This window comes from Kitasatospora sp. NE20-6 (genome assembly GCF_045862635.1).
This window is the reverse complement of sequence record NZ_BPRL01000068.1, coordinates 41,769-63,840: the sequence shown is the minus strand read 5'-3', so window position 1 is coordinate 63,840 and position 22,072 is coordinate 41,769. Positions and strand designations below refer to the sequence as shown.

Here is a 22,072-nt window from a genome sequence, read left to right as displayed (position 1 = left end):
CGGGCCGGTGGATGCTCACGAACGCCTCCCGGACGGGGCCGACAGATCCCGTTGAGGACCCGAGGTCAGTCAGTCGCTGGGTCAGACCCCGCCGGGAGACGCTCATGAACATCCTCACTGTCAGTCGGCGCGGGTGCCGACGGGCTGCCGGGCCGGGGTGTCGGCCGTGGCGCCGGCCGGGGCGCCGGCCGCGGGTGCGGTGCGCCGCCGCCGTCCGAGGACGCCGGCCGACGGCACGAGGGCGGCTGCCATCAGCGTGACCACGGCGAAGGAGGCGGTGAGCGAGCTGATCTGGGCGATGCCGCCGACGATCGCGGGGGCGACCAGGCCCGAGGTGTAGGTGACGGTGGCGACGCCGGCGATGGCCTGGCTGGCGTTGCCGCCCGCGCGGCCGGCGGCGGCGAACGCCAGCGGGACGACGACGGCGACGCCGAGGCCGATCAGGGCGAAGCCCGGGATCGCCAGGTACGGCGTGCGGGCGAACACGACGAGGAGGCCGCCGAGGGTGGCGACGGTGCCGCCCAGCCGTACGGTGCGGACCGGCCCGAGGCGGTCGATGACGCGGTCGCCGGCCAGCCGCACGACGGCCATGGTGGCGGCGAAGACGGCGTAGCAGGCGGCGGCGGTGCCCGCGGAGGAGCCGGTGACCTCCTTGATGACGGGGCCGACAGATCCCGTTGAGGACCCGAGGTCAGTCAGTCGCTGGGTCAGACCCCGCCGGGAGACGCTCATGAACATCCTCACTGTCAGTCGGCGCGGGTGCCGACGGGCTGCCGGGCCGGGGTGTCGGCCGTGGCGCCGGCCGGGGCGCCGGCCGCGGGTGCGGTGCGCCGCCGCCGTCCGAGGACGCCGGCCGACGGCACGAGGGCGGCTGCCATCAGCGTGACCACGGCGAAGGAGGCGGTGAGCGAGCTGATCTGGGCGATGCCGCCGACGATCGCGGGGGCGACCAGGCCCGAGGTGTAGGTGACGGTGGCGACGCCGGCGATGGCCTGGCTGGCGTTGCCGCCCGCGCGGCCGGCGGCGGCGAACGCCAGCGGGACGACGACGGCGACGCCGAGGCCGATCAGGGCGAAGCCCGGGATCGCCAGGTACGGCGTGCGGGCGAACACGACGAGGAGGCCGCCGAGGGTGGCGACGGTGCCGCCCAGCCGTACGGTGCGGACCGGCCCGAGGCGGTCGATGACGCGGTCGCCGGCCAGCCGCACGACGGCCATGGTGGCGGCGAAGACGGCGTAGCAGGCGGCGGCGGTGCCCGCGGAGGAGCCGGTGACCTCCTTGATGTAGACGCCGCTCCAGTCGACGCTGGCGCCCTCGGCGAAGACGCCGCAGAAGCCGACCAGTCCGATGAGCAGGGCGGCGCGCGGGGGCAGGGCGAAGCGGGGCGGGGCCTCCTCCCCGGCCGCCGGGCGGACGTCCAGCAGGAGACCGGAGACGCCGCACCCGAGGCAGGTGAGGACCAGGGCGACCACCGCGTAGTGCAGCCGGGGGTCGACGCCGAGGTGGGCGGCGAGCACGCCGAAGCCCGAGGCGGTCAGCCCGCCGACGTACCACAGGCCGTGCAGGCCGGACATGACGGAGCGGTCGAGTCGGGACTCGACCTCGACGCCCTGCGCGTTCATCACGACGTCGGACATGCCGGCGCTGGCGCCGTACACGAACAGCGAGAGCCAGAGCAGTCCGAGGTTCGGGGCGAGGGCGGGCAGCGCCAGCGACATCGTCCAGAGCATCAGCAGGCCCCGGACGGCGGCCCGGGCGCCGAAGCGGTGCGCGATCCGCCCGGCGAGCGGCATCGCGAGGAACGAGCCGACCGCGGGTGCGAGCAGGGCGAGGCCGAGCTGTCCCGGGCCGACGCCGGTGTGCTCCTGGATCCAGGGGATGCGGGTGGCGAAGGTGCCCGTCACCGCCCCGTGCACGGTGAAGACGAGACTGACCCCCACCCTTGCGCGCCGTGCGGCGTGCAGATCGTCTGCCATGCGTCGGTCCTCTCCGGTCTGCTCCAGCATGCCTCCGGTAAACTATCAGGAAGGGAACCTGATAGAAACCTCTGGAAGGATGCGTTGCCATGACCACCGCGCGTACGGCGACGCCCAGCACCGCCCGGGCCATCAACGACCGGCTGGCGCTCGACCTCCTCCTGGAGAGCGGACCGCTGACCGCCACCGAGCTGCGCGTCCTCACCGGCCTCTCCCGCCCCACCGTCGCCGACCTCCTCGACCGCCTCCAGCGGGCCGGCCTCGTCGCCGTGGTGGGGGAGAGCGGCGAACAGCGGCGCGGACCCAACGCCCGCCTCTACGCCCTGGTCGCCGACCGGGCCCACCTCGCCGGCCTCGACGTCCGCTCCACCGGCGTCAGCCTCGTCGTCGCCGACCTGACCGGCCGCACCCGCGCCACCGCCGACGTGCCCGCCGGAGACCTCGGCACCCTCGTCACCCGCACCGTCGACGCCCTCGCCGCGGCCGCCGCCGAGGCCGGCGCCGCGAGCCTGCACACCGTCGCCGTCGGCGCACCCGGCCTCTTCGACCCCGCCACCGGCGAGCACCACAACTCCGGCTCCCTGCCCGGCTGGCACACCGACCTCATCGCCGCCCTCCACGACGGCACCGGCGCCGACGTGATCGCCGACACCGACGTCGTCGTCGACAACGAGGTCAACCTCGCCGGCATCGCCGAGCACCGCCTCGGCGCCGCCCGCGACCGCGACACCTTCGTCCTCGTATGGCTCAGCCACGGCGTCGGCGCCTCCGTCGTCCTCGACGGCCGGCTGCGGCGCGGCGCCACCGGCGGCACCGGCGAGATCGGCTACCTCCCCGTGCACGGCGCCGACCTCCCCGAGAGCGTCACCGGCTGCGCGGGCGGCGGCTTCCACACACTCGTCTCCTCCGCCGCCGTCCGCGCGCTCGCCCGCGACCACGGACTGCCCGACCCCGTCCGCCCCGGCGAGCGCTCCAGCGCTCCGCCCGGCGAGGCCGAGGTCCGCGCCGCCGTCGCCGCGGGCCCCGCCGGACACGCCTTCCTCGACGCCTACGCCCGCCGGGTGGCGCTCGGCGCCGCCGCCGTCTGCGCGGTGCTCGACCCCGGCTGCATCGTCCTCGGCGGCGAGATCGGCCGCGCCGGCGGCCCCGCCCTCGCCCGGCGCGTCGAACAGCGGCTGGCCGACCTGCTGCCGCTGCGCACCGAGGTACGGCCCGGCACCGCCGGCGGCGGCGCGGTGCTCGCCGGCGCGGTGCTCACCGCGGGCGACGCGGCCCGCCGCGACCTCTTCGGCGGGGCCTGAGCGCCGCCGGCCGACCGGGCACCGGAGCGCCCGCCGTGAGCTCTCCGGCGGGCCCCGGGGCCTGGGGACCATCGGTCGCGGGCTCCCCGGCGGGGCCCGGGTCCTGCCGGTCGTGACCGCGTCGCCGGGGCCCGGGTCCTGCCCGCTGCGACCGCGCGGGCAGGACCCGACCTCCCGTGCGGCACCCCGGTTTTCGCCTGCGCAGGGCCCGGTAGGGCAGGATGGCCGCGGGCACCCGGATCAGCCCGGACCCGCCCCGCACCCCACGCCAGGAGACCCCCATGGCCCAGCCCGACCGGCCGGTCCACCCGTACCGCATCGGCGAGGCCGCCGCCCTGCTGGGTGTCAGCGCCGACACCATGCGCCGCTGGGTCGACGCGGGCCGGCTCGACGCCGCCCGGGACGAGCACGGCCACCGCATCATCCCCGGCGACCGCCTCGCCGCGTTCGCCCGCGAACTCGCCCGCCCGGAGAACACCGAGGCCGAGGGCCGGCCGTCCTCCGCCCGCAACCGCTTCCCCGGCATCGTCACCCACGTGGTGCTCGGCGACGTCGCCGCGCAGGTCGAGATCCAGGCCGGCCCGTTCCGCGTGGTCTCGCTCATCAGCCGCGAATCCGCCGAGGAGCTCGCCCTCGTGCCCGGCGCACCCGCGACGGCCGTCATCAAGTCCACCAACGTGGTGGTCGAACGGCGCTGACGCGCCCTCGGCCCCGGCCCGGAAGGACCCGGAACCCATGAGCCGCCCCACCGTGCTCGCCGTCGCCCACCGCGGCGATCCGTACCGCCACCGGGAGAACACCCTGCGCTCGGTGGAGTCGGCCCTCGCCGCCGGTGCCGACGCCGTCGAGGTCGACGTCCGGCTGACCCGGGACGGCGTGCCCGTGCTCCTCCACGACGCCGGCCTGCAGCGGCTCTGGGGCGACCCCCGCCCGATCGACCGGGTCACCGCCGAGGAGGCCGCCGCCCTCGGCACGCCCGGCGTGCGGATCCCCAGCCTCGCCGAGGCCCTCAAGGCCGTCGCCGCCGCACCCGGCGCCCGGCTCCTGATCGACCTCGACGACCCCGGCCCCGCAGCCGCCGTGCACCGCGCCGTCGCCGACCTCGGGGCCGAGGACCGCGTCGCGTACTGCGGGCCGACCGCGGCCATGCTCGCCGTCCGCGCGCTCGACCCCGGTGCCGAGCTCTCGCTGACCTGGCGCCGCCCCCAGCTGCCCGGCCGCCCCCTCCTGGACGACCTGCGCCCGCGCTACCTCAACCCGCCCTTCGGCCTGGTCGAGCCGCGCCTGGTCGACGCCGCCCACGACGCCGGCCTGCTCGTCTCCGCCTGGACGGTCGACCTGCGCCGCACCATGCGCCGCATGCTGCGCACGAAGGTCGACTCCCTCACCAGCAACCGGATCGAGCTGCTGCGACGGGTGGTCGGCGGATGAGCGCCCCGCTCAGCTCGCGCGCCCTCGGCCGCGCCCTGCTGGCCCGTCAGCACCTCCTCGCCCGCAGCCCGCTCGACGCCGCGGCCATGGTCGAACACCTCGTCGGCCTCCAGGCGCAGGCCGCCCCCGAACCGCCCTACCTCGGCCTGCTCAGCCGCATCGAGGGATTCCACCCCACCCAGCTCAGCGCCCTGCTGGAGAGCCGTCAGGCCGTCCGGATCGCCCTCCAGCGCGGCACCATCCACCTCGTCACCGCCCGCGACTGCCTGACGCTGCGTCCGCTCCTCCAGCCCGTGCACGACCGCTGGCTGCGCGGCTCGTACGCCAAGCGGCTGCCCGACCTCGACCTCGACGCGCCGGACGGCGCCGCACCGGTCGCCGCACTGGCCCGGGAGCTCGTCGAGGCCGAGCCGCTCACCTTCCAGAAGCTCGGCCCGCTGCTCGCCCCCGCCTTCCCGCGCAGCGAGCCCGCGGCGCTCGCCCAGGCCGCCCGGTGCGCCCTGCCGCTCGTCCAGGTGCCGCCGCGCGGGGTCTGGGGCCGCAGCGGCCCGGCCGCGCACACCACCGCCGAACACTGGCTGGGCAGCCCGCTCGACCCCGGGCCCGGGCTGGACGCCCTGGTGCTCCGCTACCTCGCCGCGTTCGGCCCGGCCACCGCCACCGACGTGCAGAAGTGGTCCGGGCTGACCCGGATCGGACCGGTGCTCGCCCGGCTCGCCGACCGGCTCGTCCGGCTCCGGGACGAGAGCGGCCGCACCCTGTACGACCTGCCGGACGCCCCGCGCCCCGGGGCCGGGGTGCCCGCCCCCGTCCGGCTGCTGGCGCCGTTCGACAACCTGCTGCTCTCGCACGCCGACCGCAGCCGGGTGCTGCCGGAGGAGTACCGGGCGCGGGTGATGACCGTCAACGGCATCGTGCTCGGCACGGTGCTGGTGGACGGCGCGGTCGCGGGCACCTGGCGGCTCGACGAGGACCTGCTGACGGTCCGCCCGTTCGAGCCGCTGCCGCAGGCCGCGCTGCCCGGCGTCGAGGAGGAGGGCGCCCGGGTGCTGGCCTTCGTCGGGGCGGTGGACGGACGCGTGGTGGTCGCCGCCGCCGAGTGACCGCCGCGGCCGGGTGAGCGGCGCGCCGCGGCGGGCGTACGGAACGGCCGAACCGTAAGCCGGTGTGCTCATATGGACATCCGAACCGTGCTGTGGACCCCGGAGGTGCGATGCCGGCCGAGACGCCGGGTGCCGACCGCGCCGACCGCGCCGCCCCGCTCCTCCCGCGCGTCGTGGGACGCGCCGCCGCATGGTCGGCCGCCGTCATCCTCTTCATCGCCGTCGCGGCCTTCGTCGTCTACGCCGTCGTCGCCCTGCGCGCAGCCACCGTCCCGGTGCTCATCGCCCTCCTCGGCACCGCCCTGCTCTACCCCGTGATGCCCTGGCTCACCGGCCGCGGCCTGGGCCGCGGGGCCGCCGCCGGCCTCACCTGCCTGGTGCTCGTGCTCGCCGTCTCCGGCGTGATCGCCCTGCTCGTCAACTCCCTCGTGCACAGCGCCCCGCAGATCACCTCCGCGGTCGAGGAGGCCGGCAACCGGATCGCCGACTGGCTCGGCCCCGTCGGGGAGAAGATCCAGTACGCCCTCGACCAGAGCTCCGGGTCCGGCAGCTCCCTGGTCAACTCGCTCGCCAACGGGGTGCTCTCCGGCCTGGGCTTCGCCACCCAGCTGCTCACCGGCGCCGTGCTGACCCTCGCGCTGGTGTTCTTCTTCCTGCGCGACGGCGAACGCACCGGCGACGCCGTCCGCGCCGCGCTCTCCCCCGGCACCGCCGAGACCGTCGTCGCCTGCGGCCGGCAGGCCTTCGCCGCGATGTCCGGCTTCATGCGCGGCACCACCCTGATCGCCCTGATCGACGCGGTGTTCATCACGATCGGCCTGCTGGTGCTGCGCGTGCCCGGGGCGGCCGGGCTCGGCGCGCTCGTCTTCATGGGCGCCTACATCCCGTTCGTCGGCGCGTTCCTCTCCGGCACGGTCGCCGTGCTGGTCGCGCTCGCCGACGGCGGGCTGTCCAAGGCGCTGTGGGTGCTCGGGGTGGTGCTGGCCGTCCAGGCCGTCGAGGGCAACATCCTGCAGCCCGTCATCCAGAGCCGCACCGTCGAGCTGCACCCGGCGACCATCATGATCGCGGTGGTCGCCGGAGCCGGGGTCGCCGGGATCCTGGGCGCCCTGCTGGCCGTCCCGCTGTGCGCGGCCGTGCTCGGCGTGGTCTCCGTCCTCCGGTCCGCCGCACCGCCCGCACCGCCCGACCTGCCCGGGACACCGGGGCCGCCCGGGGCGCCTGCACCCCCCGGCCCCGCGGTGCAGAACGGCCCCGCGGTGCAGAACGGCCCCGCGGTGCAGAACGGCCCCGCAGCGGCGTGACGGGGCCGCCCCGGCGCCCCGGCCCGTCAGTGCCTCAGCCCACCAGCGCCTGGTTCTGCCAGAACACGAACTGCTGCACCGGATCGCCGTCGAGCCCCCACGGCCAGACCGTCACCATCCCGTCGAGCGCCCGGAACACCGCGGCGCCCTCGCGGATCCGCCCGGCCTGGCCCAGCGCGTAGCCGAGCAGGTTGAGGTCGGCCGCCCCCGCGGCGTGCCGCAGGAACCCCGGCACCGGCCAGTCCCGCACGGCCCGCTCCAGCGCGGCCTCCGCGTCCGGCAGCCCCCAGCGGCGCCGGGCACCCAGCGCGGTCACCCCGCCCGCGGCCAGCGCCGCCCGGTAGCGGTCCGTCAGCATGGCCAGCTCCAGGCCCGCCACCGGCGCGCCGGGCGGTGCCGCCTCCCGGACCGCCGCGACGAAGTCCAGCGACTGCCCGTGCGAACCGCACTCCTCCGGCGCGAGGTAGCGCAGCATCTCCAGGTGGGCGATACGGTTCCACGCGTCCCGCGCCCCGATCTCCCGGCAGAGCGGGTACATCTCCGGCTCGGGCCTGCGCAGCATCCGGTGCACGGCCAGCAGCGCCACCCACGGTGACGGGTCCTCGGGCCGGAGCTCGGCCGCCCGGCGGCAGCGGTCCACGGTGGCCTGCGGATCCTCCAGTGCCCCGGCGACCCGGGCCTGCGCCACGTCGATCCACGACTGCAGCACGAGCGGGTCGGCGTCGCGCGGACGGCGCCGCCGCCAGACCTGCGCCAGTGCCGGGGGCGCCACCTGGGCGAGCACCGCCAGCCGGTGGGTCCGCCGGTCCCAGTCCGTGCCGGCACCCTGCAGCAGCTGCTCCACCAGCGCGGCGGAGATGTCCAACTGCCCCTGCACCTGCGGCCCGGAGAGCTGCCGCCGCACCCGCCCGAGGTCGGCGTCGTCGAGCTCGGGCGCCAGACGGGGGTCGGTGCTGCGGCGTCGTCCAAAGATCGGCATGCCGATGGAGGCTAGCGAACCCGCCGGTCCCGTACCAAGGCGCGCGGAGCCGCTGCCGGGCCCCTCCGCGGGCCTCCCGTGGCCGGCCCGGCTGCTCGGTGTACGCCTGATCGGAACCGTTCGCCGACGTTCCGTGGGGCCTGGCCCGTGCGGCGCCGCGCCGCCCGCGTGCGCCCGTCCGCGCTCGCCCGGTTGCCCGCGTGGGCACCGGTCGCCCGCGTGGGCACCGACCGTCCCTTCCGTCACGGCTGTCACGGCCGTCACGGTGCCCGGACCGCGGAAATCGGCATGCATCGTCCAATCTCCGAACAAAACGCTCGGGAATGCCGCCCGGGCGCGGGAATGATCATATTCCGAGAGGCCTGCGGATGCATTGTCGTGACCGTGTCCGAACCCTTGCCGTTCCGTGCTGTTCGTGTAATCTCGTCGCCGGGGCCGGTCGCGGGACGAACGGTTCCGGTGCGGATACGTCGTCGGACTGCGCGCACTGGGGGATTTCATGATTCATTCGGGTTCCGGCACGGCCGTCGCCGGCGCTCCGGAAACGACCGGCCGACTGCTCGGCGAACTCACCGGGAACGGCAGGATATCCCTCCGCCTCGCGTGTTCCCGGCTGACCGGCTGGGAGTCGCTGCTCGTCCAGCACGTGCTCGGCCGGCCCGACGTCGAACTCCTCGGCCCGGCGGTGCCGCCCGCTCCCGACCTCGTGCCCGTGACCCGTTCCGCGCCCGCCGGACTCGCCTTCTGGAGGCCCGGCGAGCTGCCGGAACCCGGTGCGGAGCCGCTGGGCAGCCTGCGGGTGCCGCCCGAGGTCCTCGACGCGGTGGCCGAGGAGTCCCGGGTCGGCGAGGCGCGGGAGGTCGCCGACCGGCACGAGGCCGACGCACTGTTGCGCACCTGGGAGGAGAGCGGCGAACTCGACGCCCGGATCGTACAGCTCGCCGACTGGGTCGAGCGGGTCGAGACGGTCTACATCCTGATCGGCCGCGAGGTGTTCTCGAAATCCGACGCAGGGACGAACACCCTGACCCGCGAGGGTCTTCTGGAGAATCTCAGGAAATTACCCGTCGACACCTGGCGGCCGGCCGACCGGCTTTTCGTCGTCCTGGCCTACTGCCTTTTCGTCAGCGGCAGATCGGTGCGATTCGAGGAATTCAACGCGCGGCAGCTCTCCGCGACCGGCCTCCGTGATTTTCTCCTGGACCGCCACGCCCAGTACAGCGGCGCGCTGCGGCGGGATCCGGGCAATCCGCGCGGCCTTCCGCTGCTGGAGCTCGCGGAGCTCGTCCGCTCCCTGATGGCCGAGGTCGACCGCTCGCCGTCGATGCGCTACCGGCGGATCAACGGCCTCACCTTCGTCAAGAACGAGCGGCTGCTCGACTTCCCGTTGCCCCGCGACCCGCGGACGATGCCGGAGCTCGTCGCGCAGCACGGTCTGCTGAGCCTCGGCGTCGCGCCCTCCGGCGGTGTCCGGGAGGACCTCCGGGCCATGACCCTGGCCGCCGCCGCCCTCGACGCGGACGCCGCCGCCCCCGCCGGGCCCGGCGCCGTCGGCGAACTGCTCGGTGCGATCGTGCTGTCGGCGATCGTCGCCACCGAGTCCGACTACGGCATGAGCAGCTCCGTGCGTGACCTCGCCGGGCTGCGCGGCGCCGAACCCGGCGGGCCGGACGGCGTGCTCGCGCTGAAGAAGAACGACTTCTTCTGCTGCTGCCTGCCGCACACCACGCGCATGGATGCCGTGGGTGACGAGACCACGCCCATTCTGTGGCGCGCCGCCCAGCGGATGATGTACAACCGCTGGCACTTCGCGCCCGGAGAGTTCGACCGGGCGGAGATCCCGGAGAAGCGGCACTACTTCTTCCCCCCGCAGGTGCCCGACATCGCGGAGCACGCCGAGCACCACCACGGCGGCCACGTCGCCTCGCGGGTGCGGTTCTCGATCCGCGCCCCCGGCGCCCAGGTGTGGCACCCGCCGTTCACGGTCTTCGGCCACGGCTACCGCGGCTGCTACGACATCCGGCTCGTCCGGATGGAGGGCCCGCCGTACACCGTCGCCGACCTCACCAAGGCGGTGCGGCACTGCTCGCTCGTCGACGAGATGTGGCGCACCCTCGCGGAGGGCCTGCAGGACGGCACCCTGCCCGTACGGCCGGTGGGCGGCTTCGACCGCGCCTGGTACGAGTCGCGCGGCTGGGAGCGCCTCCGCCCGTACGTCCTCGCGGGCGGCGGGCCGGCGGCAGCCGCCGTCCCGGCCGTCCCCGGGTGAGGCCGTCCACGACCGGCGCCACTCCGGTCGACCCCTGAACTCTCCGTCCCTTCGCAGCAGTTCTGTTCTCCCGAATCCCTGAATCCCCGAACCCCGAAGGCCCGGCGGCAGCCGCCGTCCCGTCCGACCCCGCGAGGAGGATCCCCACCGTGGCCGAGCACAGCGCGGGCCCGCCCCTCGACGCCGCCGCCCCGGCGGCCGACGCCGTCAACACCGTCGCCCTGACGCAGTGCCAGGACACCGTGCACCGGATCAGGTTCCGTGACGACGGCGGAGTCCGGTCGCTGACGCTGGCCGAACTCGACCGCGGCGCCGCGCGGGTGGCCGCCAGGCTGTACGGGACCGGTGTCCGTGCGGGCGACCGGGTCGGCATCATGTCCCGCAACCGCATCGAGTGGGTGCTGCTCGACCTCGCGTGCGTCAAGCTCGGCGCGGTGGTCGCCGGGGTCGAACCGGGCCGCTACCCACCGCAGCAGGTGATCGCCGACCTCGGTCTCGTCCTGCTCTTCGCGGAGGGACCGCCCGCCCGCGAGGACGGTCCCCGGGCCGTCCACGATCCGGCCGTCCACGATCCGGCCGCCCACGAGCCGGCCGTGCGCGACCTCGCCGAGGTCGGCGGATGGGCGGAGGACGCGGAGGCCGACCTCGCCCCGCCGCCGTCCAGGGCGGCGTACGACCCGGCGGACGTCTTCGCCGTCAAGCAGACCTCCGGAAGCACCGGCACCCCGAAGGGCATCGAGGCGACGGTCGCCAGCGTGAACCGCTCGATGGCCGCCGTCCAGGAGATGTTCGGCCACCGCGACGGCGACAACCTGCTCGTCTTCCTGCCCGTACGGTTCCTCCAGCAGCGCTACTGGATCTACTCGGCGCTGGTGAACGGACACGACGTCACCCTCGCCGACCGGCACACCGCGTGCGAGACGGCCCGCGCCACCGCGCCGACCGTCGTCATGGGCGTGCCGGGCTTCTACGAACAGGTCAAGGCGCGGGTCGAGGCGGCCGGCGCACCGGCCGGTCCCGAAGCCCGCCGTGCTGCCGTCCAGGCCGAACTCGGCGGCGCCGTCCGCTACCTGTGGACGGGCTCGGCCCCCGCGGGGCGGGCCGTGCTGGAGTTCTTCAACGACTGCGGCGTCCCGCTCTACGAGGGCTACGGCCTCAACGAGACCTGCATCGTGGCGAAGAACCACCCCGGGGCCTTCCGCCTGGGCAGCGTGGGCCGCGTTCTGCCGCACAAGCGGATCCGCTTCGACCGGGACGGCGTCCTCATCGTCGGCGGTGCCGACCCCGTCAACACCCGCTACACGTGGTCCGCGCCGGGCGCGAGCGAGCGGACCTTCCTGCCGACCGGCGAGGTGCGGACGTTCGACCTCGGCCATGTCGACGAGGACGGATTCCTCTACATCGACGGCCGGGTCGACGACATCGTCACGCTCAGCGGAGCACTCAACATCCTGGTGCCGCTGGTCGAGGAGCGCCTGCGGGAGCTGCCCGGGGTCCACGACTGCGCGGTCTTCGGCGACGGCCGGCCGTACCTCGCGGCCGTCGTGTCGCCGACCGGCGCCGACGCCGACCCGGAGGTGCTGGCGCAGGCGATCGACCGCCTGAACACCGAACTCCGCTACGAGCAGCGGATCTACGCGGCGGTGGTCGCCGGGGAGCAGTTCTCCGTCGACAACGGCCTGCTGAACGCGCAGTTCAAGCTGGTGCGCGCGGAGATCGGCCGGGTGTTCGCCGACGACCTCGAACTCGTCTACCGCAAGCACTCCGTGTACAACGACGGCACCACGGAGGGCGCGTCCGTCCTGGTGACCGCGGCGGCCGGACGGCCGCGCAGCCGACAGTCGGAGGAATGATGGGCTGGGACAAACTGGCGGACGCGGTGCTCTCCAACGGTCGGGTCACCCTGCGCCGGGTCCGCATCGGCGACGTCGGGGACCTCGCACGGATCGTCTACGAGCCGGACACCTGGCGGTACTTCGTCACACGCATCGACTCGCCCGCCGATCTGGACACCTTCGTGGAGGCGGCCGTTCGCGACACCCTGAACGGCAGCCGCATCGTCTTCGCGATCGTCGACAACGCGGACGGCCGCGTCGTCGGCAGCAGCGCCTACGGCAACCTGGCCGAGGCCGACCGGCGGCTGGAGATCGGATGGTCGTGGGTCTGCGGCGCCGCCCGGCGGACCGGTGTGAACCGGGCCGCGAAGCTCGCGCTGCTCGACCACGCCTTCACCGAACTCGGCTGCGAACGGGTCGAGTTCAAGACCGACGTACTGAACACCGGAGCGCGTCGGGGGCTGGAGGGCATCGGGGCGACCGAGGAGGGCGTGCTGCGCAGCTTCAACGTCATGCCCGGCGGCCGGCGCCGTGACGTCGTCTACTACAGCATCCTCCGCGAGGACTGGCCCACCGTGCGCCGCGAGCGCTTCGGCCGGGTCCTCGGGGGAGGGGAGAGCTTCGACACCGGCACCACCGACACCGACACCAGCACCGACACCGGCACCGACACCGGCACCGGCTGAACCGGTCCGGACATCCGCAGGTCCACCGAGGGGGAGCGGCACCGTGGGGAACAGCACCGTGGCGAGCGACGGCGTACGGGACGGCAGCGCGGGCGGCAACGCGGCCGGCGACGCGGGCGGCAGCCCGGTGGCGGCGGAGACCGAGGACTTCGTCTTCGAGGGCGGCGGGCAGCGCCTCGCCGCCACCCGGACGGTCCGGGCCGACGGATCGCGGCCAAGCGTCCTGGCCCTGCACGGGCTCGGCACCACCGCGACCCGGCACCGGATCCGCTACCTGCTGGACGCCGTCGCGGCGCACGGCCACGGCTGGCTCACCTTCGACTTCGGGGGCAACGGCGAGAGTACCGGTGTGCTCACCGGGTCGACCCTGCGCGGCCGCCGGGCGGAGACCCTCGCCGCCGCGGCCCACCTCGACCCCGCCACCGCGCCGGTGCTCGTCGGCACCAGCATGGGCGCCCATCTGGCCGCCGCGTCGGTGCCGCGGCTGCGGCCCCGCGGGCTCGTGCTCTTCTGCCCGGCGGCCTACCCGGCGGACGCCGAGGGGCTGCCCTTCGACGGCAGCCTCGTGAAGCCCGGCAACTACCCCGACTCGCCGGCCTACGCGGGCCTGCGCGAGTTCGACGGCGACCTGCTCGTCGTCACCGCCGGACGGGACCAGGTGGTCGCGCCCGCGGTCGTCGACGGATACCTGGAGAGCGCCCGGAACGCCCGCTCGGCCGAGGTCGTGCGGCTCGACGACTGCGACCACTTCGTGCACCGCTGGCTGCCCGGGCAGCCGGAGCTCCGCGACGAGGTCGTGCAGGCGATGCTGCGCCTGCTGTCCGCCGAAGCACCCACCCTGCAGAGGAGCTGACGACCATGGCGGTCGAACCGAACTACCTGAAGCGGCGCGACCTGGCGAGCCTCAAGGCGGTGGAGGCGGCCTTCCACCAGGGGCCGCTCGCCGAGGCGTACGCCTCCGCCCCGGACATCGAACGACGCAGCGGCATCGGCCGTGAGGAGTTCGACGCGGAGTACCGGGCGAAGGGCCGGCCGGTGGTCCTGGAGGGCCACGCCGCCGACTGGCCGTCCGTACGGACCTGGTCGTTCGAGCACCTGGCCGAGCGCTGCGGCTCGCTGCCCGTCGTCGTGGACAGCTACAGCAGCGCGGCCGCCCGCTCCACGACCTTCGGCGAGTTCGTGGAGCTGCTGAAGGCGAGCGCGGGCACCGGCGCCGCGCCGATCTACCTCCAGGAGTGGTACTACAAGACCAGCGCGCCCGAACTGGCCGCCGACATGCCCGAACTCGACATCGCCCGCTACGACTTCCGCCGCAAGCTGTACGGCGACGCGGGCTCCACCAACCACCAGCTCTGGCTCGGCCAGCAGGGCGGCATCACCCGGCTGCACCAGGACTCCTACTCGGTCGACGTGCTGCACGCCCAGATCGTCGGCGAGAAGCTCTGGTCGATCATGGGCCCCGACGCCGAACTGCTGCCCGGCCCGGACGGCGAGCTCGACGTCGAGGCCCTGTGCGCCTCGCCGGCCGCGCAGTTGACCCGCTTCGCGCTGAGGCCCGGCGACGTGCTCTACCTCCCCGCCTGGTGGTTCCACCGGATCGAACTGCTCAGCGACTCGATCGGTCTCGGCCGCAAGGCCCTCGACGAGGCCAACCTCCAGCTGCACGTGCGCCAGCGGGTCGGCGAACTCCTCGCCCTCGCCCTCAACCCGGACGAGCTCCGCCGCACGCACTCCGAGCTGTTCGACGTCGTCATGGCCCGCGGCCGCGCCCTGGCCCACCAGATGGACATCGACCTCTCCCGGCTGCGGCAGTGAGCCCGGGCCGGCCTCGGACAGGCGGGTACGAAACGGACGGAAGGCGGCTCCTGTGAGGGCACACCACATCCTGCTGGTCGGCGGGCGCGGGCACGAACTCCCCAAGGTGCGCCGGCTGGGCCTGCGCTACTCGATGATCCAGAGCCCCGAACGGGACGACGTGCAGCACGCGGCAGCCGCCGAGCGCTACGCCGTGCGCGACTACCGGGTGTTCGACGACGTCCTGCCGGTGGCCCGGGCCTGGCACGCGGCCGACCCGTTCGACGCCGTGTTGTCGTTCACCGAGTACGGCCTGGAGCCGGCGTCGCGGTGCGCGGCCGCGCTCGGTGTGCCCGGCGACAACCTCGCCGCCGTGCTGCTGACCCGCGACAAGACCCGCACCCGGGCGCTGCTCGACCGGCACGGCCTCAGCCCGGTGCGGCACCGGCTGTGCGGAACACCTTCCGAAGCACGGGAGTTCATGGCCGCGCTCGGCGGCCGGCCGATCGTGCTGAAGCCGCCCGCCGGCGGCCTCAGCGAGGGCGTCTACCTGGTCGCCGACGCGTCCGGGCTCGCCGAACGCTGGGGCTGGACGAGCCTGGTGGCGGCCGGGCCGGTCCTCGCCGAGGAGTACCTCGACGGACCCGAGTACAGCGTCGAGTCCGTCTCGCAGGACGGCAAGCACGAGATCGTCATGGTGACCGAGAAACTCACCACCGGCGCACCCGGGTTCGTCGAGCTGGGCCACCAGATGCCCGCCCGGCTCACCCCCGCCGACCGGGAGGCCGTCGACCACCTGGTGCTGCGCTTTCTCGACCTCGTCGGGCAGCGCACCGGGCCCGTCCACACGGAGCTGCGCATCACCCGTGACGGGCCCCGGCTGATCGAGGCGCAGACCCGGATCGGCGGCGACCAGATCTGGGAGATGACCGAGCTGGTGACCGGCGCCGACCTCATCAGCGAGACGCTCGCCGGGCTGCTCGGCCTTCCGGCCCCGGCCCGGTCCCCGGGGGCGCGTGCCGCGGCGATCCGCTTCCTCGCCTTCGAGCACACCACGGTCGGGACGGTGCACGGGCTGGCCGAGGCCCGGCAGGCACCCGGTGTCCGCCGGCTGGTGTGCACGCTGGCGCCCGGACGCGTCCTCGGGCCGGTCACCTCCTCGGACTCCCGGCAGGGCTACGTGCTCTGCGAGGGCGAGGACACCGCGGAGGCGCTGGCCCGGGCCGAGGCCGCCCGCGACCGGGTGCGGATCGACCCCGCGCCGCCCCGTCGCGGATGACGCCGGACCAGCCGCACGGCCCGGCCGCCCGCAGCACCACCCGCGCCGTCACCCTGCACTACTTCATGACCAACACGGGCCTCTTCGGCCTGCTCTCCACGCTCGCCGTCTCCCTGACGGCGGCCGGGTTCGGCGGCGCGCAGACCGGCTTCCTGATCCTCGTCTTCACCATCGCCAACAAGGTCGCCAAGGTGCCGCTGGCACGCTGGCTGGACCGCATCCCGGCGCCCTCCTCGGTGCTGGCCGGCTGCCTGACCGCCGCCGTCGGGTTCGTCGGCCTGCGGGTCGCCGACGGCCTGGCGGCCACCGCGGCGACGCTCGCCCTCGCCGGGCTCGGCGTCTCAGTCAACGCCCTCGCCGCCAAGCAGCTGGCCGCGGACGCCGGCGACCGCTCGGGCGACCGCGCCCGGCTCTTCTCCCTGGTCAACATCGCGGTCAACGTCGCCTCCGCGGCCGCCGCGCCGGCCGCGCTGTTCCTCGTCGCCCACCACCGGCACGGCGCCGTGCTGACCGGGGTCGCCGCGGTCTACTGCCTGGCCGGCACCGTCACGTTCCTGAACTACCGCCGGCTCGTCCCCGACCGTCCGGAGCGGGCCGTCGGCTCGTCGCTGCAGGGCTACCTCACGATCCTGCGGCTGCCCGGCATGCGGGCCTTCATGCTGATCAACCTCCTCGGCTGGTGCTGCTACGGGCAGTTGTTCAACGCCCTGGCCCTGCACGTGTCGTCGGGCCCCGCCGCCGCGGGCGGCCTCGGCCCGCTCTACACGCTGAACGCCCTGCTCGTGGTCGTCGCCCAGCTCGGCGTCACCCGGCTCGGCGAACGGCTCTCCGGAGGCCGGCAGACCGTCACCGCGGTCGCCTCGTACACGCTGTTCGCGCTCGCCTTCGCCACCGTCTACCTGCTGCCCGGCTACCCGGGCGCGGTGGTCGGCGTGGTGCTGTTCACGCTGGCCGAGATGCTGTTCGTGCCCACCATGGACGTGCTGCTGCTGGGCCTGCTCGGCACGGCGAGCCGCGCCCTGGGCTACGGCCTGTTCTCGATCGGCAACGCCGTGGGGGAGGCGGTGGGTGCCGGCGCGGGCGTGGCGCTCTACCGGTGGCTCGACGCCGACGGGCACGGCCCGTCCTTCTGGCTGATCGCCGCGGCGGTCGCCCTGCTGTCCGCCGTGCTCACCCAGCGCCTCCGCGTGACCAGCGCGGGCCTGCGGGCCCTGGCCCCCGCGGAGGACCGCCGGGTGGCCGTCGACTGACCGGCCCGCGGGGCCGTCGAGAGGAGAGGCGCGACATGCGCGTACTGGTGGCAGGCACCAACCGGATGTGCCACGACCGGCTGCACGCCCAGGGGCACGAGCTGGTGCTGATGGTGCCCCGCGGACGGGCCCGCCCGGGAGACCCGGCGGGCCCGTACCGGCACGTGGTGATCCTCGACGACGACGCCGGGCCCGAGCTGTGGGCGGACGTGGCGGCCGTGCTGCACGCCGCCGCGCCGTTCGGCGCGGTCGCGGCCTTCAACGAGCACACCTACCGCATCGTCCGGGCCGTCGCCGACCGGCTCGGCGTGCCCACCGTGGTGGACACCGACCTCTTCGACCGGGTGCTGGACAAGGCCCGCACCCGGGAGGTCCTCGACAAGCACGGCGTGCCGGGCTGCCGCCACCGGCTCGCGCGCGGCCGCGAGTCGGTCGCGGCAGCCGTCCGGGCGGTGGGCCTGCCGTGCATCGTCAAGCCGGTCGACGGCGAGGCGAGCGAGGGCGTCGCCCGGATCGCCGGCCCCGGCGACGTCGAGGAGGCGCTGCTGCGGCTGGGCGAGGAGCAGATCGACCGCGGCGTCCTGGTCGAGGAGTTCCTGACCGGCCCCGAGTACAGCGTGGAGGCGCTCTCGGTCGGCACCCGCCACCACGTCCTCGCGATCACCGGGAAGCACAGCGACGGGCGGACGTTCGTCGAACGCGGCCACGTGGTGCCCGCCCCGCTGTCGGCGGACGACCGGGAGTCGGTCGCCCGCTACGTGCAGAGCGTGCTGGACGCCCTCGGGTTCCACGACTGCCCCTCCCACACGGAGCTCGTGCTGACCGCCGACGGCCCGCGCATCATCGAGACCCACAACCGCATCGGCGGCGACTCGATCATGGACCTGGTGGAACTCGCCACCGGCGTGGACGTCCACGACCTGGTGGCCCGGCAGAGCATCGGCGAGGACGTGTCCGCGCTGCTCCCCGACCGGGTCACGGCGCACCGCGCGGCGGCGGTCTGGTACGCCGACCCGTCCGGTCCGCCGACCAGCACCCTGGTCGAGGTGCGCGGGGTGGACGGCGTCCGCGCCCTGCCGTACGTGCACCGCGTCGAGCTGCTCAAGCAGCCCGGCGCGCGGCAGTCCGCCGTACTGCGGAGCTCGGACCGCTCCGCGCTCGTCCTGACCACCGGCGGCACCCCCGCGGAGGCCCTGCAGCGGGCCAGGGACGCCGTCGCCTCGCTCCGGTTCGTCCACACCGCCGCCCCGCACGGGAGTTAGGGGGCGACCCCCGGCGCGGCCGCGACGTGCAGGTGCGCCTCGACCGCGCCCAGGTGCTCGTCGCGGGCGACGACGATCTCGTCCCCGAGGCTGAGGATGCGCACCGCTCCGGCGCCGAACCGGACGGCCACACCGATGGGGAACTCCAGCGGCCCGTCCCGGTACCTGACCTCCCGGACGGACTCCACCCGGCCGCCGACGAGCGGGGCGAGCGGGAAGTCCGGGAGGTCGTCCTCCACGGCGGTGCGGCCGTGCTCACCCATGTCGAACGGGCCGTGCGGCCGGTCGGCGTCCAGTGCCAGGCCGACCCCCTCCGTCCGGAAGCGCACCGGGCCGAGCCCGTCCAGGTGCAGCCACAGGTGGAGGAGGCAGGGCTCGATCCCCGGGTAGTGGTGCCAGGACGTCGTCACCTTCAGCAGACGCCTGCCGACCAGATCCTGAGAGTTGATCATCTCCGGATGGTCCCACACCGCCAGGTGCGGACGGTGCCGCTCGCCGGTTCAGGCGCGCGGTGCCGGGAAGTACGCGCCGATCCAGCGGTCCAGCTCGGTGAACACCTGGGCGCGCGCGGCCTCGCCCGACAGCACGAGATCGTGCATGCCGCCGTCGATCCGGACGGTCGTGACGTGGCGCCCGACCCGGGGCGCGAGGGCGGCGATGTCGTCGGCGCGCAGCACCGCGTCGGTGCGCAGCAGGGCGGGATCCCACCGGTTGGTGACGGTGGAGGCCGTGGACGCCATCAGCAGCACCGGGCAGTCGACGCCGAGCCCGCGGCGCACCTGCCGCTGCCCGCGCTGGATCGCCGCGAGCCAGCCCGCGTACAGCGGGAAGCCCTCCGCGGGCTTGAGGGCGAGGTCGAAGTCCCAGCTGCCCCGGTGGTCGCGGTGGAGGCTGTGCACGTAGTGCGGGTTGAGCGGGGCCGGCAGCTTGCGGGTGGCCGCCACGCGGCCGAGCACGTCGAGGGCCGGGGCGCCCAGCGTGCGCACGGCGGCCCCGGCGGGCATCGACAGGAACGGGCTGTTGAGGAAGAGCCCGTCCACCACGCCGCGGCCCGCCCGCCGGGACGCCCACAGCGCGGCGACCAGTCCGCCGGTCGAGTGGCCGTTGACCAGCAGCCGGTCGTGGCCGTCCTCCTCGCGGACGATCCGCACCGCCGCGTCGATCTCCTCGTCGTAGGCGGCGAGGTCGCGGACGAAGTTCGGCGAGTGGTGGGCGCGCAGCGACCGGCCGTACTTGCGCAGGTCGAGCGCGTAGAAGGAGAAGCCCGCCGCGACGAAGTGGTCGGCGAGGTTGGTCTGGAAGAAGTAGTCCGTGTAGCCGTGCAGGTAGAGGACGGCCTGCCGGGAACCGGGGACGACGCGGCGGACCAGCGTCGCGCTGACCTCGCCCTCCTCGTCCGCGGTGAGCGGCAGCTCGGCCGCCTCGTACGGGGCACCCAGGATGTCTTCTCGGAACTCCACGTCTGCCGCACCCAATCTCTGATCCGCCCCGCCGCTGCCAGGAACCCCTGACGATACCGGCCGGTAGCCGAACGCTCCGTACCGGCCTCCCCGGGCGGGGGCATAGGCTTTCCGACATGCCCAGAAGCCTCGCCCTCCGCACCGCCGCGTCCGCGCAGCCGCTGCCGTCCGCACGCCCGGCCCGGTGACCCGCCCCGTGACCCGGCCCGAGGCGCACCCCGTGACCGACCCGGTGGCCGACGCCGTGACCGACGATCCTGCCGAGGGGACGGCCGGCGACCCGGCCGACGAGGCCCGCCCCGTCCAGCGCCCGGTCGCGCTCGGCACCGCCCGGCTGCTCCCCGACCTCGACCGCCCGCAGGCGTGGCTGCTCACCCTCGACGGCACCCCGCAGTCGTACGTCGACCTCGCCGAGCCCACCCACCTCGAGTTCGAGTACACCCGCCGGATCGGCCACCTCGTCGACGCGCTCGCCCCCGCCGGGCAGCCGCTCGACGCCCTGCACCTCGGCGGCGGCGCGCTCACGCTGCCCCGCTACCTGGCCGCCACCCGGCCCGGCTCCCCGCAGCACGTCGTCGAGACGGACGGGCCGCTCGTCGGTTTCGTCGCCGAGCACCTGCCCTGGCCGTCCGGCATCGAGGTCACCGTCGGCGACGCCCGCACCGCGCTCGCCGCCGCCCCGCCCGCCGCCGCCGACCTCGTCGTCTCCGACGTCTTCCACGGCTCCCGCACCCCCGCCCACCTCACCTCGCTGGAGTTCGTCCGGCTCGCCGCCGCGGCCCTGCGCCCCACCGGCTGCTACGCCGTCAACCTCGCGGACGGCCCGCCGCTCGCCTTCGCCGCCGCGCAGGCGGCGACCGTGCGCGCGGTGTTCCCGCACACCTGCCTGGTCGCCGAGCCGTCCGTGCTCCGCGGCCGCCGCTACGGCAACATCCTGCTGGTCGGATCGTTCTCGCCGCTGCCCGCCGACGCGCTCGCCCGCCGCCTCGCCGCCGACCCGTTCCCGGCCCGGCTCTCCGAAGGGGCCGCCCTCGACGCCCTGGTCGGCCGGGCCCGGCCCGTCCGCGACGAGGACGCCGTCGACTCGCCGCCGCCGCCGGACGGCGCGTTCAGCGTCGGCTGAGCGCCCGGCCCGGGCAGAATGCGAGCCGGGCCCGGCGGCCGCCCCGGCGGTCCGGCGGTCCACGGCCCCTGGAAAGGAGCACGGTGATGACGGCCCAGGAGCCGGAGCACGACCACGCGCCGCAGCAGCGGATCCGCGCCGTCCTCGGCGAGGTCCCCGAGACCGCGCTCTGGACGCTCCACCACCGCGCGGTCGAGGCACGCCGCCCCGACACCGTGCTGCCCGACCCGAAGGCCGTCGAGCTGGTCGACCGGATCGACTACCCCTTCACGGAGCGCTTCGGCCCCGACGGCGGCCTCGCCGGCCAGATCCAGGCGCTGCGGGTCGGCTGCTTCGACCGCGAGGTCGCCGACTTCCTCGCCCGCTGTCCCGGCGGCACCGTCGTCTGCCTCGGCGACGGCCTCGAAACCCAGTACTGGCGGGTCGACAACGGGCGGGCCCGGTGGCTCTCCGTCGACCTCCCCGAGGCCGTCGCCCTGCGCGAACAGCTCCTGCCCGCGGCCCCCCGCCAGCGCCTCCTCGCCTGCTCCGCCACCGACCCGGCCTGGCTCGACGAGGTCGACGACTCCCGCGGCGTCCTGATCACCGCGCAGGGGCTGCTGATGTACCTGCGCCCCACCGAGGTCCGCGACCTCGTCGCGCGCTGCGCGGAGCGCTTCCCCGACGGCACCTTCGTCCTCGACGCGGTGCCCCGCTGGTTCGCCCGCCTCGCCTCGCGGGGGCGCCTGCGCAGCCGCGGCTGGACCGCCCCGCCGATGCCCTGGGGCATGGACGCCGACGAGCAGCCCAAACTCGCCTCCGCGCACCCCGCCGTCACCGAGATCCGCGACGTGCTCCCCGCCGGGGGACGCGGCGTCGTCGGCGCACTGCTGCCGTACGCGGCCCGGATCCCGCTGGTCTCGGCGGCCCGGCCGTCGGTCGTGGCGCTGCGGTTCTCCGCCAGGGCCGGGCGGCCCGCGGGCCCGGTGTCCGCCTGACGGCCGCCCCGGGAACACCTGCCCGCCGCCCTTCGTATGAGGT

The 22,072-nt window shown here is 75.1% G+C and carries 20 protein-coding genes; 15 read left to right on the top strand and 5 right to left on the bottom strand.

Features of this window, described 5'->3' with window-relative positions; all coding sequences use genetic code 11:
* Window positions 1-120: 120 nt before the first annotated feature.
* On the bottom strand, window positions 121-732 hold the full coding sequence (locus SNE206_RS33640) for an MFS transporter (RefSeq protein WP_407917342.1): 612 nt from the start codon (window positions 730-732) through the stop codon (window positions 121-123).
* Window positions 733-746: 14 nt separating this feature from the next.
* Window positions 747-1,976 (bottom strand): MFS transporter, encoded by a 1,230-nt coding sequence (locus SNE206_RS33635; protein ID WP_407917341.1) that lies wholly within the window; start codon window positions 1,974-1,976, stop codon window positions 747-749.
* Window positions 1,977-2,065: 89 nt separating this feature from the next.
* On the opposite strand from SNE206_RS33635, the gene SNE206_RS33630 reads away from it, so the two are divergent.
* The 5 genes from SNE206_RS33630 (at window position 2,066) to SNE206_RS33610 (ending at window position 7,115) form a co-directional block, all read left to right on the top strand.
* Window positions 2,066-3,277 (top strand): ROK family transcriptional regulator, encoded by a 1,212-nt coding sequence (locus SNE206_RS33630; protein WP_407917340.1) that lies wholly within the window; start codon window positions 2,066-2,068, stop codon window positions 3,275-3,277.
* 281 nt (window positions 3,278-3,558) lie between these two features.
* Complete coding sequence (locus SNE206_RS33625; RefSeq protein ID WP_407917339.1) at window positions 3,559-3,975, top strand: molybdopterin-binding protein; 417 nt, start codon at window positions 3,559-3,561, stop codon at window positions 3,973-3,975.
* 37 nt (window positions 3,976-4,012) lie between these two features.
* Window positions 4,013-4,708 (top strand): glycerophosphodiester phosphodiesterase, encoded by a 696-nt coding sequence (locus SNE206_RS33620; RefSeq protein WP_407917338.1) that lies wholly within the window; start codon window positions 4,013-4,015, stop codon window positions 4,706-4,708.
* Window positions 4,705-5,811, top strand: a complete 1,107-nt coding sequence (locus tag SNE206_RS33615; RefSeq protein ID WP_407917337.1) for a winged helix DNA-binding domain-containing protein — start codon at window positions 4,705-4,707, stop codon at window positions 5,809-5,811. Before SNE206_RS33620 ends, SNE206_RS33615 begins: the two co-directional genes overlap by 4 nt.
* A 110-nt stretch (window positions 5,812-5,921) precedes the next feature.
* Entirely contained in the window at window positions 5,922-7,115 is a 1,194-nt protein-coding gene (locus tag SNE206_RS33610) for an AI-2E family transporter (RefSeq protein ID WP_407917336.1), read from the top strand.
* Between the two features lie 34 nt (window positions 7,116-7,149).
* On the opposite strand, the gene SNE206_RS33605 is transcribed toward SNE206_RS33610, so the two are convergent.
* Window positions 7,150-8,094 carry a hypothetical protein gene (locus tag SNE206_RS33605; protein ID WP_407917335.1) on the bottom strand — a complete coding sequence of 315 codons (945 nt, stop codon included), beginning with the start codon at window positions 8,092-8,094 and terminating at the stop codon, window positions 7,150-7,152.
* Window positions 8,095-8,593: 499 nt separating this feature from the next.
* Between SNE206_RS33605 and SNE206_RS33600 the strand changes: the two genes are divergently transcribed.
* The 8 genes from SNE206_RS33600 (at window position 8,594) to SNE206_RS33565 (ending at window position 18,469) form a co-directional block, all read left to right on the top strand.
* Window positions 8,594-10,363, top strand: coding sequence for a hypothetical protein (locus SNE206_RS33600; RefSeq protein ID WP_407917334.1), 1,770 nt, complete (start codon window positions 8,594-8,596; stop codon window positions 10,361-10,363).
* 149 nt (window positions 10,364-10,512) lie between these two features.
* Window positions 10,513-12,216 (top strand): AMP-binding protein, encoded by a 1,704-nt coding sequence (locus tag SNE206_RS33595; protein WP_407917333.1) that lies wholly within the window; start codon window positions 10,513-10,515, stop codon window positions 12,214-12,216.
* On the top strand, window positions 12,213-12,884 hold the full coding sequence (locus SNE206_RS33590) for a GNAT family N-acetyltransferase (protein ID WP_407917332.1): 672 nt from the start codon (window positions 12,213-12,215) through the stop codon (window positions 12,882-12,884). The genes SNE206_RS33595 and SNE206_RS33590 overlap by 4 nt, the downstream gene beginning before the upstream one ends.
* Before the next feature lie 43 nt (window positions 12,885-12,927).
* Entirely contained in the window at window positions 12,928-13,737 is an 810-nt protein-coding gene (locus SNE206_RS33585) for an alpha/beta hydrolase (protein WP_407917331.1), read from the top strand.
* A gap of 5 nt (window positions 13,738-13,742) precedes the next feature.
* On the top strand, window positions 13,743-14,699 hold the full coding sequence (locus SNE206_RS33580; protein WP_407917330.1) for a cupin-like domain-containing protein: 957 nt from the start codon (window positions 13,743-13,745) through the stop codon (window positions 14,697-14,699).
* A gap of 52 nt (window positions 14,700-14,751) precedes the next feature.
* Window positions 14,752-15,957 (top strand): ATP-grasp domain-containing protein, encoded by a 1,206-nt coding sequence (locus SNE206_RS33575; protein ID WP_407917329.1) that lies wholly within the window; start codon window positions 14,752-14,754, stop codon window positions 15,955-15,957.
* Window positions 15,954-17,207 carry an MFS transporter gene (locus tag SNE206_RS33570; RefSeq protein WP_407917328.1) on the top strand — a complete coding sequence of 418 codons (1,254 nt, stop codon included), beginning with the start codon at window positions 15,954-15,956 and terminating at the stop codon, window positions 17,205-17,207. The genes SNE206_RS33575 and SNE206_RS33570 overlap by 4 nt, the downstream gene beginning before the upstream one ends.
* 35 nt (window positions 17,208-17,242) lie before the next feature.
* Entirely contained in the window at window positions 17,243-18,469 is a 1,227-nt protein-coding gene (locus SNE206_RS33565) for an ATP-grasp domain-containing protein (protein WP_407917327.1), read from the top strand.
* Here the strand turns inward: SNE206_RS33565 and SNE206_RS33560 are convergent.
* Window positions 18,466-18,921 carry a hypothetical protein gene (locus SNE206_RS33560; RefSeq protein WP_407917326.1) on the bottom strand — a complete coding sequence of 152 codons (456 nt, stop codon included), beginning with the start codon at window positions 18,919-18,921 and terminating at the stop codon, window positions 18,466-18,468. The genes SNE206_RS33565 and SNE206_RS33560 overlap by 4 nt on opposite strands.
* A 48-nt stretch (window positions 18,922-18,969) precedes the next feature.
* A complete protein-coding gene (locus tag SNE206_RS33555) occupies window positions 18,970-19,929 on the bottom strand; it encodes an alpha/beta hydrolase (RefSeq protein WP_407917325.1) in 960 nt (319 codons plus the stop codon).
* Between the two features lie 232 nt (window positions 19,930-20,161).
* Between SNE206_RS33555 and SNE206_RS33550 the strand changes: the two genes are divergently transcribed.
* Both SNE206_RS33550 and SNE206_RS33545 read left to right on the top strand, forming a co-directional pair.
* On the top strand, window positions 20,162-21,052 hold the full coding sequence (locus SNE206_RS33550) for a spermidine synthase (protein WP_407917345.1): 891 nt from the start codon (window positions 20,162-20,164) through the stop codon (window positions 21,050-21,052).
* An 86-nt stretch (window positions 21,053-21,138) separates the two neighbouring features.
* Entirely contained in the window at window positions 21,139-22,029 is an 891-nt protein-coding gene (locus SNE206_RS33545; protein WP_407917324.1) for a class I SAM-dependent methyltransferase, read from the top strand.
* Window positions 22,030-22,072: the final 43 nt, after the last annotated feature.